Source organism: Roseibium album (assembly GCF_001404515.1).
GTDB classification, from domain to species: domain Bacteria; phylum Pseudomonadota; class Alphaproteobacteria; order Rhizobiales; family Stappiaceae; genus Roseibium; species Roseibium album.
The window spans coordinates 116,767-134,212 of record NZ_CXWE01000006.1; the positions used below are offsets into that span (position 1 = coordinate 116,767).

The window sequence follows — 17,446 nt, forward strand, 5'->3', positions numbered from 1 at the left end:
ATCTGGCGAATCCTGTTTTTCCTTTGCATTGACCCCAAATTTGCAGATTCTGTTCTAGATGCGTTTTTTAAGCCTTGCCCTGCGAATCTTCGGATTCCTGATCGTTGTGGCGATCGCAATACCGGTGCTCGTGATCGCAGCGCTGCAGGTTCCTTCCGGCCGCACCCTGGTGTCCGGCGTCGTGAGCTCGCTCGCGTCGAACGACACTCAGACAATATCGGTTGAAGGCATCTACCTGAGCTTCGGACTGAATGCGACCGTCGAGGACATCAGTCTTGCCGACAAGGACGGTGTCTGGCTTAACGCTGAAAGGCTCAGCCTGAATTGGAACCCATTGCAGCTCCTGACCGGCGATCTCGACATATCCTCCATTTCAGCCGGCAGGATTGACTTGAATCGGCTTCCAGCGAGCGAACCGGTTGCTCAAGTCGAGGCAGGGGACGTTGAAAATGAACCTTCAGGCGGAGTTTCGCTGCCGTTTAACGTCTCGCTCGAGAGCCTCGTATTTGACGAGATCAATCTCGGAAATTCCCTGATTGGAGAACCCGTCTCGCTCAAGGTCAGCGGTTCGGGTGCATTCGCACTTGATCCTGCTGTCGTTACTGCGGCCCTCGATGTTCACCGCGTTGACGGAATTGACGCCGGTCTGACCGCAAATGCCGAATTCGAACCAGCCGCCGAAACGCTCGCGTTCGATCTTGTTCTTTCAGAGCCGCGCGGTGGACTGGCCGCGCGTCTGTTGGATGTTCCAGACTTGCCAGCCGTAAAGCTTGCCCTGAATGGCAGCGGTCCCCTGACAGACTGGGCCGCCAATCTGGATGTGGCGCTTGACGGAAGGTCAACTGTCAAAGGCTCCGCGAAACTTTCAGAGCAACCGCAAGGAAGGCAACTGACTTTTGATCTTGATGGTGACCTGGAACCGCTTGCCCCTCCGACGGCGAAGGCCTTCCTCACAGGTACGACACATGCCACCGGCAATGCGCGCTTTTCATCCGATTTTGCACCGCTTTCCGCGGACATTGAACTGACCACGCAGACTGTCAATTTGAATGCCAATGCAAATCTTGACAACGCGGCGGTCAACGCGACCGGATCCGTAACGATCAACGCGGGAGACAATGCTCTCATCGCTGTCGACATGTCGGACAGACGTATTGCGTTCGGTGCGCTCGATGCCAGGTTTTCCGTGACCGGCAGCGAGGCGGCGGCCGACTGGTCGCTCACGCTCGACCTGGCCTCCTTCCAGACCAACGAGGTCAAGAGCGGCAAGATCTTGCTGGAAACGGCAGGGAACGGCGCTGACCTGCAGCCTGACGCATTGTCTTCGCCATTTTCTCTTTCGATTTCAGTTGCGAAACTTGAGGGACTGACACCTCAGGCCGAGCCGCTTTCGGGAGCTGTGTCTCTCAAGTCGGAAGGCGTTCTCAACGGCGCTGACAAGTCCGTCACGTTCTCGAAACTGGCTTTCACTTCCACTGCGGCGGCGCTGACACTGTCGGACACACTGGTATCGCTAAACAAGGTCTCCGGTCAGGGCCGCCTTTCTGTTGCTGACCTTGCCGTCTTCTCGGCGCTGGCACAAAGGGAACTCGGTGGCAGTGTTTCTACATCCTTTTCCGCCGACCTCGATCCGTCGACCGTCAACGGATCGGCAACCGCTGCCATCTCCACGCGCGATCTGGCCACGGGTGTTGCTCAGGCTGATACGTTGCTGGCAGGCGACACGCAGATCGATGCGGCCCTTGCCTTCGCTGGCTCTGAAGACGTGACGGTGAAAAGCCTGTCGCTCAAGAACGCAGCGATCAACATTGATGGCAATGCCCATTATCAGGAGGCTTCACTTGCGTCCGAATTTTCCATCGCTCTCGAGGACCTGAGTAAGGTTGACTCTCAACTGGCGGGTTCCCTGGACGTAACCGCAAAGACAACCGGGCCGATCGATGCGCTGAACGTTGAGGCGGACGCGGCATCAAAGCAGATCATGCTCGCAGGCACCCCTCTTGACAATCTTTCCTTTTCAGCAACAGCCATCGCGGACACCGCGGCTCCGAGCGCGACAATCAAATCCTCCGCCAGCCTGAACGGTCAACCGATTGCGATTGACGTCGAACTCAAAAGCGAAGACGGCGGTGCGGATATCAATCCGCTGTCGGTCAAACTCGCAGGCAACACCGTGACCGGTGCACTCGCCGTTGCCGACCTGAACAATCCTGTTGAAACACTCAAGGGAAATCTCAAGATCGACGCCCCTGATCTTGCGTCACTCTCGCCTCTGCTGCTCACCGAAATCGGTGGACGTTTGCAAGGTACGGTTCTGGCAGATCCGGACAGCAAGAAACTGGCGCTCGATGTTGTCGGCTCGGATATCGACGTTCCTTCTCTCAGCATCGGCAGTGTCAAGCTGAAAGCGGACATTGCCGCGCCCTACACGCCCCAATCAGCTTCCGCGGATATCGAGCTGTCAGACCTTGTTACGGACGCGACACCTGTTCACGCCGTCAAACTGCTGGCTGAGCCGGACAATGGAGGCACATCCGTGACGGCGGATGTGAAGGTCGACCAGGGAAGCGACGATGGCCTTTCACTGGCAGCGCAGATATCGCAACCGGAGACAAATGCCTACGATATCGCCCTGTCAGAACTTACGATGCGCTATCAGGGTCTTTCAAGCCAGTTGCAGCAGCCGACAACAATCTCCTATGCAAACGGCAACACGAGCATACAACCCCTCGAACTGAAACTCGGCAACGGCTCCCTTGCACTTTCAGGAACGGCAGGGCAGTCACTGGATCTCGCCGCCGAGCTGAATTCCATCCCGCTAAATCTCGCGAATGCCTTTGTCCCTTCTCTCGGACTTGGAGGAACCTTGTCGGGATCGGTCAAGGCGCAGGGAAGTTCGACCGCGCCTGAGGCCAGTTGGACGATATCCGGCCAAGGACTGACGGCAAATGAACTGAAGAACAACGGACTTGCCGCCCTCGGATTGCAGACTTCGGGGACACTCAAGGACAACCGGATTTCGCAGAATACGACAGTGAGCGATCCCAACGGCCTAAAGCTCAACGCGTCTGGTGAAATTGGCCTTGACCTACCCAATACGCTCGCCGTTACGCTCGACGGATCGGTCCCTGTCACCGCCTTGAAACGCCCTTTGCTCGAAGCGGGGATCCGAGGTGAAGGCACGATCGCACTGAAAGGCAATGTCGGCGGATCGGCCGCTTCGCCGACCTACCAGATCACCGCAACACCAACAGGTCTGAAGATCACAAGTCTTTCAACGGGGCTGACCGTCCAAAATATTGGCGGCAATGCAGCGGTCACACAGGATCAAGCATCGCTGAACGGCATCACCGGCGAGCTGGCAACCGGCGGCTCGCTGTCGGCCTCCGGCACTGTCGGGATGAAAGACGGTTTTCCCGCAAATCTTGCCTTGAAACTGAACCAGGGCCGTTATGTCGACCCGGGTCTGGTCACTGCTGAAGTCGATGCCGACATCAAGATTACAGGTCCGCTTGCATCACCATCCAGTTCCGCCCTGATCGGCGGATCGATTACGATCAACAAGGCTGACATCTCGATACCGGAGTATCTGCCTGGCGCAATTCCTCCCGTTGAAGTCAGGCACATAAACGCATCGAAAGCGATCCGGCAACAGATTGCGGACCTTGGCGGTGAGCCGAAACAGAGCAGCGCGGAGCAAAAGTCGGTCCCCCCTCGTCTCGACATCGTCCTCAACGCGCCTGGTCGAATATTCATTCGCGGCCGGGGTCTCGACGCCGAACTTCAGGGCAACCTGAAGGTCGTCGGCACAACTGCGGACCCGCAAGCGATCGGGGCTTTTTCGCTCAAGCGCGGCCAACTGGATATCTTGACCAGGCGGCTGACATTTTCCCGCGGAAGCGCGACGTTCGACGGGTCTCTCACTCCCTTGATCGATTTTGCTGCAACGACAACCGTCAACGATACCACGATCACGGTCACCGTCAGCGGACAGGCCGATGATCCGGAGATCGCCTTCAGCTCGTCGCCTGATCTGCCACAGGACGAGGTCCTCGCACTGCTGCTGTTCGGCAAAAGTGTCGGGAACCTGTCAGCGACGCAGATAGCGAGTCTTGCAGCCGCCATTGCGACACTTACCGGAGGCAGCGACAGCGGACCGCTGGCAACCCTCCGCAAGTCGCTCGGGCTTGATGCGATTGACATAAACACGGATGGTGAAGACGGACCATCGGTGGCGGTCGGCAAGTACATCAATGACAATATCTATCTCGGCGTTGAACAGGGAACAGGATCCGGTTCGAGCCGTGTCAAGGTCGATATCGATCTTGACCGAGGTCTGAAAGTACGTGGAGAAGTTGGTGCCGACGGGTCCTCGAAGGCTGGAATTTTCTTCGAACGAGAGTACTGATCTAAACAGTGCCGCCGTCATTATTACCGAGCAATTTGCTCATTCCCGCCGTGGCACACTCTCAATGCGACAAATTGCCTGGCAGCTGTTGCACTGCACAGGCGGTTCATGCAAGTGTGCGCGCCATGACCCATCCATATAGAAAAAATTCCCCGTTCCTGCCTGACGAAACCGTTCATTTGGTAACGGGAAGAACCGGTCATGACGGGAGTTCTGTAATGACGACACGCAGCAGCGAGTACACCCTGGGTGAACGTATCTGCAAGGCACGAGACGCCTCAAGCCTGTCGACTGCGCAGCTGGCCCGCCGCCTGGGGATCAAGACGTCAACACTTCAAAGCTGGGAAAGTGACCGGTCCGAACCACGCTCCAACAAGCTGGTTCTGCTTGCAGGTGTCCTCAATGTGAGCCCGACCTGGCTGCTTGTCGGACGGGGTACGCCACCTTTCGCCGAAGAACCGGCCTCTGCAGATCTGGACAGCATGAAAGTTGCGCTTGACCGCATTCAAAAGCAGGCACAAGCACTTGCAGACGAAATCGCCGGTTTGCAGGAACGGCTGGACGGCTGAACCTCTCCAGGTCCTGCACTGATGCGGCGACCCTTCTCCCAAAACCATATATTGCCTGACCAAATCGCGACCTCCGAACAGGTATGCGCAGAAGTCAGGCATGTCACCTGACTGGACGAACGGACTGTTCAGGTCACGCACGTACTGGATTGAACGCAAAAGCGCTTGCCAGACCGTTCAGACGCACTCTATCTGTTGATCAAACGGGGCCGGACAATCCTCCGGCCGATCCTATTTCCCAGACATCAGGGAGTGCTCCATGTCTTTGAACTCGGCACTAGTCAAACAACAGGTCTATATCAACGGTGCGTGGGCCGATGCAGATAGCGGCCAGACAATCGCTGTCTCCAATCCCGCGACCGGCGAGAGTATCGGGACCATTCCTTACTGCGGCCGTTCCGAAACGGCTCGGGCAATCGCGGCTGCAGAAGCTGCATTCCCGGCCTGGAAAGCCCTGACCGCCGAGGCACGCGCCGACTTTATGCACAAGTTGTGCGATGCCGTCATGGATCAGCTGGAGGACCTCGCGGTGTTGCTGACCACAGAAATGGGCAAGCCGCTCGCGGAGGCCAAGGGCGAAATCACGCTTGGGGTGAAATATATCCGTTTCTTCGCTGAAGAAGGCAAACGCATATATGGCGACACGATCCCCTCGCCCTGGGCAGACCGGCGGATCCTCGTCACCAAGGAACCAGTCGGCGTTGTTGCTTCCATCACGCCGTGGAACTTCCCGAACTCCATGATTGCACGCAAACTGGGTGCAGCCCTGGCGTCCGGTTGCACAATGGTCATGAAACCGGCCGAGTTCACGCCCTATTCAGCGCTGATCTACGGTCTCGTGGCGGACAAGATCGGTCTTCCTGCCGGTGTCCTCAACATCGTTACCGGAGACGCGCCGGCGATCGGCGAGGAAATGTGCGAAAATCCGGCGGTCCGCAAGATCACATTCACCGGCTCGACCCGGGTGGGGAAACTGCTGGCCGCAAATGCCGGCAAGAACATGAAGAAGATTTCGATGGAACTTGGTGGAAATGCGCCGTTCATCGTCTTCGACGACGCCGATCTCGACAGGGCGGCAAACGGCGCCATTGCCAGCAAGTTCCGCAATTCCGGCCAGACCTGCGTCTGCGCCAACAGGTTCTATGTACAGGCCGGCGTGTACGACGCGTTTGCAGAAAAGCTCAAATCCGCTATGGCGGAACAACTGACCGTGGGCAACGGTCTGGAAGACGGTGTTACACAGGGTCCCCTGATCAACGAAGCTGCGGTTGAAAAAGTCGCCGCACACGTTCAGGACGCGCTGGACAAGGGCGGTACGCTGGTGACCGGTGGCCACCGGCCCGACCGAACCGGCACCTATTTTGAGCCGACGCTTGTTACCGGAGCCAGCCAGGACATGAAGGTGGCGCATGACGAAACCTTCGGCCCGCTTGCCGCCCTGTTCAAATTCGACACGGAAGACGAAGCCATCAAGCTGGCCAACGACACCGAATACGGCCTTGCCTGCTATTTCTATGCACAGGATCTTGGCCGCTGTTTCCGGGTGATGGAGGCGCTCCAATATGGTCTTGTCGGTGTCAATGAAGGTGTCATAACGACCGAAGTCGCACCATTCGGAGGGTTCAAGGAGAGCGGCATCGGCAACGAGGGTTCCAAGTACGGGCTCGATGACTATCTCAACATCAAGTACAGCTGCCTTGGTGGCCTGGGAATGTAGGATATTTCAGCGGCGCGCCCTGCCCGCCGCGCTTCCCGAAATGAGCATGGCTCACGCAGCCTTGGCAAGAAGTGCGGCTATACCAGAGGTACTTGTCGGACGGCTGAAATAGTATCCTTGCCCGTATTTGCATCCCAGAGACTGCAATCTCTGCGACTGCTCGAACGTCTCAATGCCCTCGACGATCACCGACATGCCATACCCCTCGGCGAGGAGAAGCACTGCTTCAATGACAGCCATGTCCTCTTCCCTGTCGAGGGTGTCCCTGACAAAGGACTTGTCGAGTTTGATTTTGGAAAACGGATACTTGGTTATGTATCCCAGCGAAGAGTAGCCCGTACCAAAATCGTCCATTGAGAATTTGCATCCGAGCTCTCTCAACTCTTCCATGCGAAACTTCAGGTCCGTGCTTTCATCGATAAAGAGGGATTCGGTAACTTCGAGATCCAGGCGTTCCGCCGGGAAACTGGCGCGATCCAAAGCTTCCGAAACAGTCTGGACGAGGTTGCCCCTGAAGAACTGTGCAGGAGACACGTTGACGGACAGCCTCAACGACGCATCCCACGTCAGCGCCTCCTTCATCGCCCGGTTCAACACCCAGGATCCGATTTCCTGAATGTAACCGTTTTCCTCGGCGATCGGAATGAACTCCATGGGGGAGACAGCACCGAATTCACGGCTGTCCCAACGAAGCAATGCCTCGACACCAAAAACGCTATTGTCCCTGAGATTGACCAGTGGCTGATAATCCAGCCGCAGTTCGTCCCGTACAATCGCCTTGAACAATTCGGTTTCCAGCTTACGGCGCCTTTGCAAGGCCGTGTCCATCTCCGACTGGAAGCGAACGGTCAGGTTCTTGTTGTCACGCCTGGCCTTGGACAACGCGTTTCCGGCTCTCATCAGGAGTGTGTCTGGTGTCTGCTCGCTACCTGAAACCACGTAACCGAAATTCAGCTGCATCGAAATACGCGCACCGTCGATCGAGTAGTCTTCACCGATAACGCGCTGAATTTCGTCCACGATTTCAAGTTCCCGGTCGTCACCAGACCTGGAAACGTACACTCCGGCAAAAACATCTGCGGTAATCGCCGACCATGTGATCCCCTGGGAAAGGTGACTTTTCAATCTGGATGCAATCGATTGACGCACTCGATCGCCATAGGAAAACCCGAGGGTGGCAACAATCTGATCCAGGTTGGTGACCGCGAACTGGATTACGCACACAGTCTCGTTCTTGTTGCAGGCACCATCTGCCTGACGTGAGATTTCACGCTCGAAACCGCTTCGGTTCAGGAGGTCGGTGATCGGATCAAATCTTGCCAGATATTCCAGCCGTGAAGCCGACTCGCGCTCGTCGGTCACATCACGACAGGTCATGCAGGCAAGTGTCCTGATTTCCGTCTTGTCATGCCCCTTCCTTGCCGCGAGTGTCTTTTCGGCTTTCGTCACGACATATTCTATGAACCGACGCCTGGTACCATCCTGGGCCAACACGAGAATTTGCGGAACCGGGATACGGCTGTCGGGAGCCTGAAGCACGGCGATGACTTCTTCAACAAGTGCATTTGGCAGAACGGAGCGAGCTGGGCTGCCAGCCAGTGCCTCGCTTGAAAACAAGGTACGTGCGGTCTGGTTGGCAGCTGTGATGACACAATCGCTGTCGAGAACAAGGATTGCATCGAAACTGTCATCAAAGACCTGGCCGAGCATACGTTCGCTGTTACGCTGCTTGATGTCTGCCACACGCGCGAGCAGCTTGTGCAGGCCCAGCTCGCGCAGAACAACAATCACGCCCGCAAACATGAGCAACAGATAGGCACTTGCAGTCGGCACAAGCACAGGCATCGACTTTTGAAAACTGATTGCAACGATCTCAATCGCCAGTGCCGACAGAACAAGAATTCCAAGCTTGACTGCCCAGCCTTCGATCTTGGTCATCAGCAAGAGGATGAGTACCAAAGCTGCGACCAGAAGGACAAGATATTGACCTTGTTGTACAAGCGCCCGTTTCTGAAGAAGCGTTTCTGCGCCAAGAGCCTGGATCACTGCGCCAGGCAGGATTCCATAAACCGGGACTGCAAAGAGATCCCTGAGTTCCTGGGCGCTCGCTCCAACAATCACCTTCTTGCCTGCGAACCGGTCAGGGTCGACGGCGCCGTTCAAAACATCGACAAGTGGAACGCGGGGCACTTCATCAATCGCGATACCGAAGTCCAGGAAAAACGAACCGCTGGTCTCGCCGGTGTGTTCTCCCATGAAAGCGGCTGCAGAAACTTCCGTCGTCCCGTCAATTTCAAATCCATAAAGATTTCGCCAGATCCGGCTGTCGCTTTCCATCGGCACCATGACAACCACCGGCCAGGCATGATCGAGAAACGGATCTATGGGCAAATTGATTATTTCGGCATCAACGGAACCCGCTGATGCTGCCTGCCGAAAAGCAGCCAGACTTACATTTCCAGCACGCTCAATTGAAGCAGCGAACAACGCGTCGTCTTCAGGGTTCGACACCGCACTGAAGTCGATATCATAGACAAGATCAAGGGCTCCGGCTGCCGCCAGCTTATCCGTCAGATCTGCGTATATCCGGCGCGGAAACGGCCACTGCCCTATCTTGTCAATGCTACCGGCATCGATGTCGACGAAAACTATCTTGTCCGAAACCGGGCGTTTGTCGAGGCTGAACCGAACTTCCCAAAGGAACCTGTCTACCGTTGCCGGAAGACCAGTAACCCGCAGAACGAGAATGGCCGCGGTCAGGAGAACCGCGACCAGGACAGCGCTGATAAAACGCCTTCCGAAATTCTCCAACCGAAGTTGCACCCACCTCACCCGTTCAATTTAGTGGCAGCCGGCACTCGACCGAACGTCGACACACCCATGCCTAGTTTCCATTGCTGTTGCCATTCGAATTGCCGTTGCCGTTGCCGTTCGAATTTCCGTTGCCGTTGCCGTTCGAATTTCCGTTGCTATTCCCGTTCGAATTGCCATTGCCGTTGCCGTTACTGCCGAACAAGCCGCCAAACAGTCCCTTCCCGTTGTTGCCGGACGCATTACTGGCCGTTTCAGGATCAACCTCGGCGACATTGTCCAACAACCCGACCATCGGACTCCTTTTGGCGCCCTTGCTAATACTTGGTTTGGTTGGTCCGCCGACGCTGAGGCCCTGAGAACCGGACCGAGAACTCGAGGCATTCTGCCCCGTGGTCAGATCGGCTCGATCTCCTGAAGAAAAGTCCTGAACTCCAACAACACCACGTTCGACGGATACGCGGGTTCGACCTGAATCCACCTGCACATCAAAGCGTGTTCCCTTGACGACTGCGGCCAAAAAGGGCGTTTCGACGAAAAAGTGAGGTCTTGAACGTTTCGCAACGTCCACGGTTACCTTGCCCTTGCGCTGAAGCAAAGTCGTCTTCGAATTGTTGCTCTGATATTTGGAGATTGCGAATGTCGTATTGGGGCCTACCGATATGGTCTCCTCGCCCCTGGCGATCAGCACCCTGCCACCGGCCCTTGTGCCGAGGGTGAAGCCTTTTTCAAAGACCATGCCTTTCTTTGCCCGAAATGCCTCGACACCGGGTGCAACGAAATAGACGATCCCTGAAACACGTTTGACGGTCCAATCCGCCGCCAAAACTCCAAAGCCGGAACCTGCAAGGATAATCGGTATTAAAAAAATGGCAGCAAAAAACCTAATCCATTTTTTATCCAAACAGTATTTCTTGTGAGAATTATTAGCGCGATCCAACAACCTCAAGTTGTTTTTAAATATATTATCAATCATAGCTAAATCACCTCACAGCTAAACTTAGAGTTCTTTCTTATATTTTCTTGCTTAACTCAAGGTGAACCACCCTTTACATTGACAACTTTAACAAACTAGGGTTTCCAAGGTGTAAATTCGGTCAAAGAAAGTCTCATGTCGCCCGGCGGACAACCTCGTCGGAAGCTCGAATTCAAGTTCGACACCCCGAAACAGGGCAAAGATATCGATATTCTTCAGATCGGCATCCCTGCGCGTCGCCTTCACAAAATACGAACGATCATTTCCGGCCAAATCATCCAGGCAACAAAGTGCGCCGCTGCTGCTTCGGTAGTCAGACATGCCTTGAGATTGTCTTCGTGCACATCAAGAAAACGCACATTTCAAGCTGACTTGATTCCACTTCGGTGCCGAAATACCGCACTGTCAATGTCAACCGGACATGCCACCTGAACATTGTTCAGTCACACCGAACGGTCAGTCAAATTGCACAGCGGGATTTCGTACCTATCTTCCAGCCTGCAGCGTTCATGAGCGAACGCTTTTTGACCACACGAAACAAGGCTTTCTCATGATCCGTCTAGCAACTTCCGCACTGGCGCTTTCCCTGCTTGCAGCACCAGCATTGGCCGAGCCTGTCGCATATGAATTCGACAAGTCTCACGCCAACCTGTCCTTCACCTACAATCATCTCGGCTATTCCACCACGGACGGCCGTTTTGGCGACTGGGATGGCAAATTGCTGATCGATCAGGACACACCCGCCAATTCCACCGTTGAATTCACGGTCAATATCGACAGCCTCGACACGTTCTGGGCGGATCGTGACACTCACCTGAAGAGCCCGGACTTCTTCGACGCCGCAAAGTATCCGCAGGCAGCCTTCAAGAGCACCAAAGTTGAGCAGACCGGCGAAAACCAACTTGAAGTGACCGGGGACCTCACGCTGAAAGGCGTAACCAAGCCAGTTACCCTTACAGTCGACGTTACCGCTATGGGCGAGCATCCCATGGCCAAAAAGGCGGCTGCCGGATTTGCAGTGTCGACAGTCCTCAAGCGCTCCGATTTCGGCATGGACATGTTTGTGCCCTATGTGGGAGATGAGGTGACCGTTACGTTCCATGCCGAAACGCTGAAGGCGGACGCGACCAACTGATTCAGTCTTGTGGAGGCCGGTTCGACCGGCCTCTCTTCCAAAGGAGAGGACCGTGCTGCGCAACACCTCGTCAGGCTATGGACGCATAGCAATCGCGTTCCATTGGACAATGGCAGTCCTGATTGTCGGCATGCTTGCCTTCGGTCTCTACATGACAACGCTGCCACCCACGGCCGCGGAAACCTTCCAGTTGTATCAACTGCACAAATCGGTTGGTTTCGTGGTGCTGACCCTTGCGGTGTTTCGCCTGGGCTGGAGACTGGTGAACCCCTCGCCAAAATTGCCGGAAGGCATGCACCCGCTTGAGAAACTTGCCGCCCATCTGGGACATGCCGGGCTCTACGCGCTTATCTTCGCGATGCCCATTACCGGTTGGTTCATGGCCTCTGCGTCACCATGGGGCATTCCGACGGTTCTCTTCAACGTTCAGCCGGTTCCCCATCTTCCTGTGCCGGATGCGCTCGGGACAAAGGAACAGGCAGAGGCTTTCTTCAAAATTCTGCACAAGTATGGCGCGTTCCTGCTCATAGCGCTTGTCGTGGTTCATGTTGCTGCGGCACTCAAACATCATTTCATCGCCCGGGACGATACACTTAAGCGCATGGTATCGACTGCCCCAGCCAAAGGTGACTCTTAATTCTCAACATCAGAGTATCGTTTCATGATCATGAAAAATATCGTCTATTCTCTTTCACTCTCTGCTGCCCTATGCATCGCGGCGCCCGCATTCAGTGAAACCTGGACCGTCGATCCAGCGCAAAGCAAACTCGGCTTCGAAGTCCAGCAGGGCTCCGGGGCACTGACGGGAACCTTTGCATCCTGGGATGCCAGCATCGATTTTGATGTCAACTCGCCGGAATCTGCGAAAATTTCAGCGCAAATCAAACCTGCAAGTGCTGCCACGGGCAATCCTCAGTTCGACACGACAATGCCGGCCGAAGACTGGTTCAACGTCGCCGGGTTTCCGGTCGCCGAATTCCAGGCAGACGGAGCGTCCCTTGTCGAAGGCAACAGCTATCAGGCCAGCGGCACGCTGACCATCAAGGGTGTTTCACATCCCGTGCAACTGGATTTCACGCTGAATATTGACGGCGACACGGCAAATGCGAAGGGAACCGCTAAACTCAACAGGCTTGACTACATGCTCGGAGCCGGTGTTGGAACCGATACGGTCGGAGATACCGTTACGGTGACCCTGGACCTGACAGCCACCCGATAGTCCGGCCAGTTCCGGATGCAACCAAATGAGCAGGCCGCGGGACTTGGCGTCCCCGGCCTTTTTGCCGTATGAGAATGGCAACCAAGTTCCAGCACTTTCGGCAAGCACCCCGCTGAAACAGCCAGATCAGGAAAACCGCCTCATGAACGCTTCCCTCACGCCCCCGGAATACCTGCATAGTGCCCTTTTTCCGCATGGCGAAGACAAGACGCCGTACCGCAAGCTGTCTTCTGATCACGTAAGTACCACGGAGTTTCAGGGGGAAGAGGTCCTGATGGTGGCCGCGGAAGGGCTAAGGCTGCTGGCTGAAGAGGCTTTCAAGGACATCAATCACTATCTGCGACCGGGACATCTGGAGCAGCTCCAGAAGATCCTCGATGATCCGGAAGCAACTGCCAACGACAAGTTCGTGGCCTTTGACCTACTGAAGAATGCCAACATCGCTTCACACGGCGTCTTGCCAATGTGCCAGGATACCGGCACGGCGATCATTATGGGCAAAAAAGGCCGAAGGGTCTGGACCGACGGCTCCGATGAAGCCGCTCTCGGTGAAGGTTCGCGTGACGCCTACTTCAAAAAGAACCTGCGGTATTCGCAGCTTGCGCCTCTTTCCATGTTTGAGGAAACGAACACCAAGAGCAACATGCCGGCACAGATAGAGCTCTACGCCGACGGTGAAGATGCCTACAAGTTCCTTTTCATGGCGAAGGGCGGCGGCTCGGCGAACAAGACATTCCTGTTTCAGGGAACACCGTCGCTGCTCACTCATGACAGGATGATCGAATTCCTGAAAGAGAAAATTCTGACGCTCGGAACTGCTGCCTGTCCGCCGTACCACCTGGCCATCGTTATTGGTGGCACGTCGGCGGAAATGAACCTGAAAACCGCAAAACTTGCATCGGCAAGATATCTGGACGGCCTGCCGACGGAAGGGTCTGAAAGCGGCCATGCCTTCCGGGACCTGGCGATGGAAGAAGAAATCCACAAGCTGACCCAGGCAACGGGTGTCGGTGCCCAGTTCGGCGGCAAGTACTTCTGCCACGATGTTCGCGTCATCCGCCTTCCCCGCCACGGTGCGTCGCTGCCGATCGGCCTTGCGGTTTCGTGTTCTGCCGACCGTCAGGCAGTCGGCAAGATAACAAGAGACGGGATCTTCCTTGAGCAACTGGAGATGCATCCGGAGAAATATCTGCCGGAAATCACCGACGATTCCCTTTCCGACAATGTTGTGAATGTCGATCTGACGCGGCCAATGTCAGAAATCCTGGGTGAATTGACCAAACATCCGATCAAAACACGATTGTCGCTGACAGGTCCTCTGATCGTTGCCCGGGATCTGGCGCATTCCAAGTTGCGCGACCGACTTGAGAGCGGGGAGCCCCTCCCCGACTATTTCAAGAACCACCCGATTTACTACGCGGGGCCGGCAAAAACTCCGGAAGGCATGCCGTCGGGATCCTTCGGGCCGACCACCGCCGGAAGGATGGATGCCTATGTCGACCAGTTTCAGGCGGCAGGCGGTTCCATGGTGATGCTGGCAAAGGGTAATCGCTCTGCGCAAGTCCGCAGAGCCTGTCAGGCTCATGGCGGATTTTATCTCGGCTCCATCGGTGGTCCCGCCGCCCGCCTTGCACAGGACTGTATCAAGAAGGTCGAAGTGGTCGAATTCGAAGAACTCGGCATGGAAGCCATCTGGAAAATCGAAGTCGTTGATTTCCCGGCTTTCATCGTTGTGGATGACAAGGGCAACGACTTCTTCAAGGAGCTGCACCTCAGCTAATCAGCCGGTGCAACGAAAGATAAAGGCGGCTTCGGCTGCCTTTTTTGTGCCCACCAGTTTGTATTTGTCTTAAAAACTTTACCGGATCTTTATTCCATGCAGGCAACAAATGTGAGTGAAATCTCAACATCATAGATGTTTACATGGTAAAATTCGCACTATACCTGCTGGTTCTTGTCATTCTTGCGTATGGTAGTCAGAAGCTCGGCTTTTCTGGTCTGCATTTTCTGTTTCTGGTTGCGATTCTGGGCAGCGTTGCCTGCATGGTACTCTGGCCACTGTTCCGGCAGATCTTTGAAGCGACTGCTTCGGTGCTGCCGACCAAGTCCAACCGGGAGCAGCACGCGGAACCCCATGATATCAACGACGAACGTGTTCAGCAGGTCCTGACGAAAGAGCAATCCAGGGTCAGCACCGTATGCGAGGAACCTGCCTCCGCCGTCAGAAAAGACATCGTTCCGGAGCTGGTGTCTGTTTCAGAAGGCGACCCGGACGCGTCCTTTGACAGCCTGCGGGAGCATTTTGCCCGCAACGCGGTTTATGCCTTTCGTCCTTACCCGCCGCATCGCGAGAAACACGGTCGCAGCAAGGTTGGCGGCTTACCGAGTCTTCCCAAAAATGTCCCTTGGCCAAAAGCGCCCGGAGCCGCTGGTCACGTGAAGGCCGGCCTGCCGCTGCATTTCCTTGCTCAGATAGATCTTGCAGACCTTCCCTGGCGCCCGGAAGGTATTCCAGAAACGGGATTGTTGCTCTTTTTTGGCCGGTTCGATGAGAGCCTCACATGGGCTGAACCGGATGTCGCCCCCCAAAACGACATGCAAGTTCTTTATGATGCAGAGTACTCCGGCACTGCGACAGCCTTCCCGAAAAACCTGCCGCCCATTAAGGACGGCAACTATCATTTCGACCTGCTTTTCGGCCTCCCGGGCGATGAGAAGACCAGGGTATTTCCGGAATGGCCGCTGAATTTTGCGAAAGTCGAAACCATGCCGGAGAGCGCAGCTCTGCCTTTTGCCTCCCCAGAGGGATATGATTCGGCTCACAAACACCATCTTACGGCACAGCTGACAGCGGCCTTCGCCACAATGGAAACAGACAATGCCGACATTTGCGAATTTCATCTGTTTCAGCCCAGAACAGAAGAGGAGCGTGCCGAAGGCAAGCCCCTTGTCCTGAGGCCGCATTCCGAAACGGGCTTTCCCTTTGCACCAAGGGGAATGTCACTCATTTGCCGAATTCTGCGGAATCGGCACGGAGCAAAACTGGAAGAAACCGGATTTGAAACCTGTTTCGAAGACTGGCAGATGCAAGCCGAGACGTTAAAGGAAAGCAAGTTCGAACAGCGAATGGTCAATGCGTTCATTGAAGATCTGAACGACTTTCTGGAACAAGCCGCCGACAAACGCTACAGCGCCTATCTGAAGGCCGACATAGAGCGAGCCCTGCACAGACTGGTCACCGAAACCGGTGGAAGTCCGAACCTGTCAAAGCTCGTTCCCGAAGCGGTGTATGCCGCTGCTTCAGACAGACACCCCGTTTTTCTGAAAGACGAAAATGGCATCAAGTGCCCGGAATTTCCCGGTGCCCGCTCAGGCAACTGTTACCATCAGATGTTCGGACACCTGTCTTCGGTGCAATTCAACCTGCCGCATGACAGCGCCGAACAGTTACTGCTGCAGTTGTTCAACGACTGGGGTGCGGAAATGAGCATCCGCGATGGCGGTGAGTTCGATTTCATGATCGAGGAAAGCGATCTGCATGACCATGAATTCGACAGGGTCAAGGCAGCGTGCGGCGGTCACTGAGCACACATACATTTGCGCTTCAGCGCCTGATTCCCGAGCCAGTAGCGTCTTCTGATTCTTCGATCCGACCTTCGGCTGTTCCAAAATTTCACGAATGCCTAACGGTCTGTTCCAAAAACGACGATATTCCAGCAATCTCTGATTGAAAAATTTTTCCAAACGCCTTTAAGGCGCTATTCGCGTTGCAAATGCGGCACAATTGATCGAAGTCCAATCCGCTCACATCAACGTGAGATTCCCTTCCAATCATTTTTAGGCCATGATTGTTAATAGTGCAGCAAGGAGATTTTCCTAACGTAACCTTCGATGTGTAGCGCGCCTTGAACTGGGCAGGCGCTGAAGGGGGATAGAAATGAAGACCTATTTTTATGCGATGATTGCAATTCTGGCAGGATCGTTCCTGCTACCGGCCGAAGTATCAGCGCGAGCCGGATATTTCGACCACAGCACCAATACCTGGGTGACACCCAAGTATCATCCAGGTGGCAAGTCACCTGTACGGCGCAAGAAAGTCAGCTACAAGGGTCCCTATACGCCGGGCACCATTGTTATCGATACTTCGGAGCGCCGCCTTTATCACGTCCTGCCGAATGGCAAGGCAATGAAATACGGTGTGGGTGTCGGCAAGACTGGTTTCCAGTGGGCCGGAACGCACCGCGTGACTCGCAAGGCCGAATGGCCGAGCTGGACACCGCCGGCGCAGATGCGCGCACGCGAACGCAGGAAGGGCCGCATCTTGCCGAGCTACATGCCTGGTGGCCCGAACAATCCGATGGGCGCACGTGCACTCTATATCGGTTCGACCCTCTACCGCATTCACGGTACGACCGAACCGTGGACGATTGGCTCGGAAGTGTCGTCTGGATGTATTCGGATGGCAAACGAAGACGTCATCCACCTTTACAAGAGTGTCACTGTCGGCGCCAAGATCGTCGTCAAGCGCTGAACAGAACACCTCCTCGCTTCTAGAAAGACCGGGTCAATTGATCCGGTCTTTTTCTTTTTTGTTCCAGGGACCATCCAGCG

At 55.4% G+C, this 17,446-nt stretch carries 11 protein-coding genes; 9 read left to right on the top strand and 2 right to left on the bottom strand.

Annotated features, from left to right (window positions below):
- Positions 1–58 precede the first annotated feature (58 nt).
- From LA5095_RS20275 to LA5095_RS20285, 3 genes are all read left to right on the top strand, one after another.
- On the top strand, positions 59–4,408 hold the full coding sequence (locus LA5095_RS20275; RefSeq protein WP_055118259.1) for a translocation/assembly module TamB domain-containing protein: 4,350 nt from the start codon (positions 59–61) through the stop codon (positions 4,406–4,408).
- Positions 4,409–4,626: 218 nt separating this feature from the next.
- Complete coding sequence (locus LA5095_RS20280; protein ID WP_029065052.1) at positions 4,627–4,977, top strand: helix-turn-helix domain-containing protein; 351 nt, start codon at positions 4,627–4,629, stop codon at positions 4,975–4,977.
- A gap of 259 nt (positions 4,978–5,236) precedes the next feature.
- Positions 5,237–6,694, top strand: a complete 1,458-nt coding sequence (locus LA5095_RS20285) for an NAD-dependent succinate-semialdehyde dehydrogenase (RefSeq protein ID WP_055118261.1) — start codon at positions 5,237–5,239, stop codon at positions 6,692–6,694.
- Positions 6,695–6,745: 51 nt separating this feature from the next.
- Here the strand turns inward: LA5095_RS20285 and LA5095_RS20290 are convergent, their stop codons facing one another.
- Together LA5095_RS20290 and LA5095_RS20295 are read right to left on the bottom strand one after the other, a co-directional pair.
- A complete protein-coding gene (locus LA5095_RS20290) occupies positions 6,746–9,517 on the bottom strand; it encodes an EAL domain-containing protein (RefSeq protein WP_208992787.1) in 2,772 nt (923 codons plus the stop codon).
- 61 nt (positions 9,518–9,578) lie between these two features.
- A complete protein-coding gene (locus LA5095_RS20295) occupies positions 9,579–10,331 on the bottom strand; it encodes a FecR domain-containing protein (RefSeq protein ID WP_208992789.1) in 753 nt (250 codons plus the stop codon).
- A gap of 700 nt (positions 10,332–11,031) precedes the next feature.
- Between LA5095_RS20295 and LA5095_RS20300 the strand changes: the two genes are divergently transcribed.
- The 6 genes from LA5095_RS20300 (at position 11,032) to LA5095_RS20325 (ending at position 17,366) form a co-directional block, all read left to right on the top strand.
- Positions 11,032–11,616, top strand: coding sequence for a YceI family protein (locus LA5095_RS20300; RefSeq protein ID WP_055118265.1), 585 nt, complete (start codon positions 11,032–11,034; stop codon positions 11,614–11,616).
- A 52-nt stretch (positions 11,617–11,668) separates the two neighbouring features.
- Positions 11,669–12,253 (top strand): cytochrome b, encoded by a 585-nt coding sequence (locus LA5095_RS20305; protein WP_055118267.1) that lies wholly within the window; start codon positions 11,669–11,671, stop codon positions 12,251–12,253.
- Positions 12,254–12,277: 24 nt separating this feature from the next.
- Complete coding sequence (locus tag LA5095_RS20310) at positions 12,278–12,835, top strand: YceI family protein (protein ID WP_055118269.1); 558 nt, start codon at positions 12,278–12,280, stop codon at positions 12,833–12,835.
- Positions 12,836–12,977: 142 nt separating this feature from the next.
- Positions 12,978–14,615 (top strand): fumarate hydratase, encoded by a 1,638-nt coding sequence (locus tag LA5095_RS20315; RefSeq protein WP_055118952.1) that lies wholly within the window; start codon positions 12,978–12,980, stop codon positions 14,613–14,615.
- A 143-nt stretch (positions 14,616–14,758) separates the two neighbouring features.
- Entirely contained in the window at positions 14,759–16,420 is a 1,662-nt protein-coding gene (locus LA5095_RS20320; RefSeq protein WP_055118271.1) for a DUF1963 domain-containing protein, read from the top strand.
- A gap of 352 nt (positions 16,421–16,772) precedes the next feature.
- Positions 16,773–17,366 (top strand): L,D-transpeptidase, encoded by a 594-nt coding sequence (locus LA5095_RS20325; protein ID WP_055118273.1) that lies wholly within the window; start codon positions 16,773–16,775, stop codon positions 17,364–17,366.
- Positions 17,367–17,446: the final 80 nt, after the last annotated feature.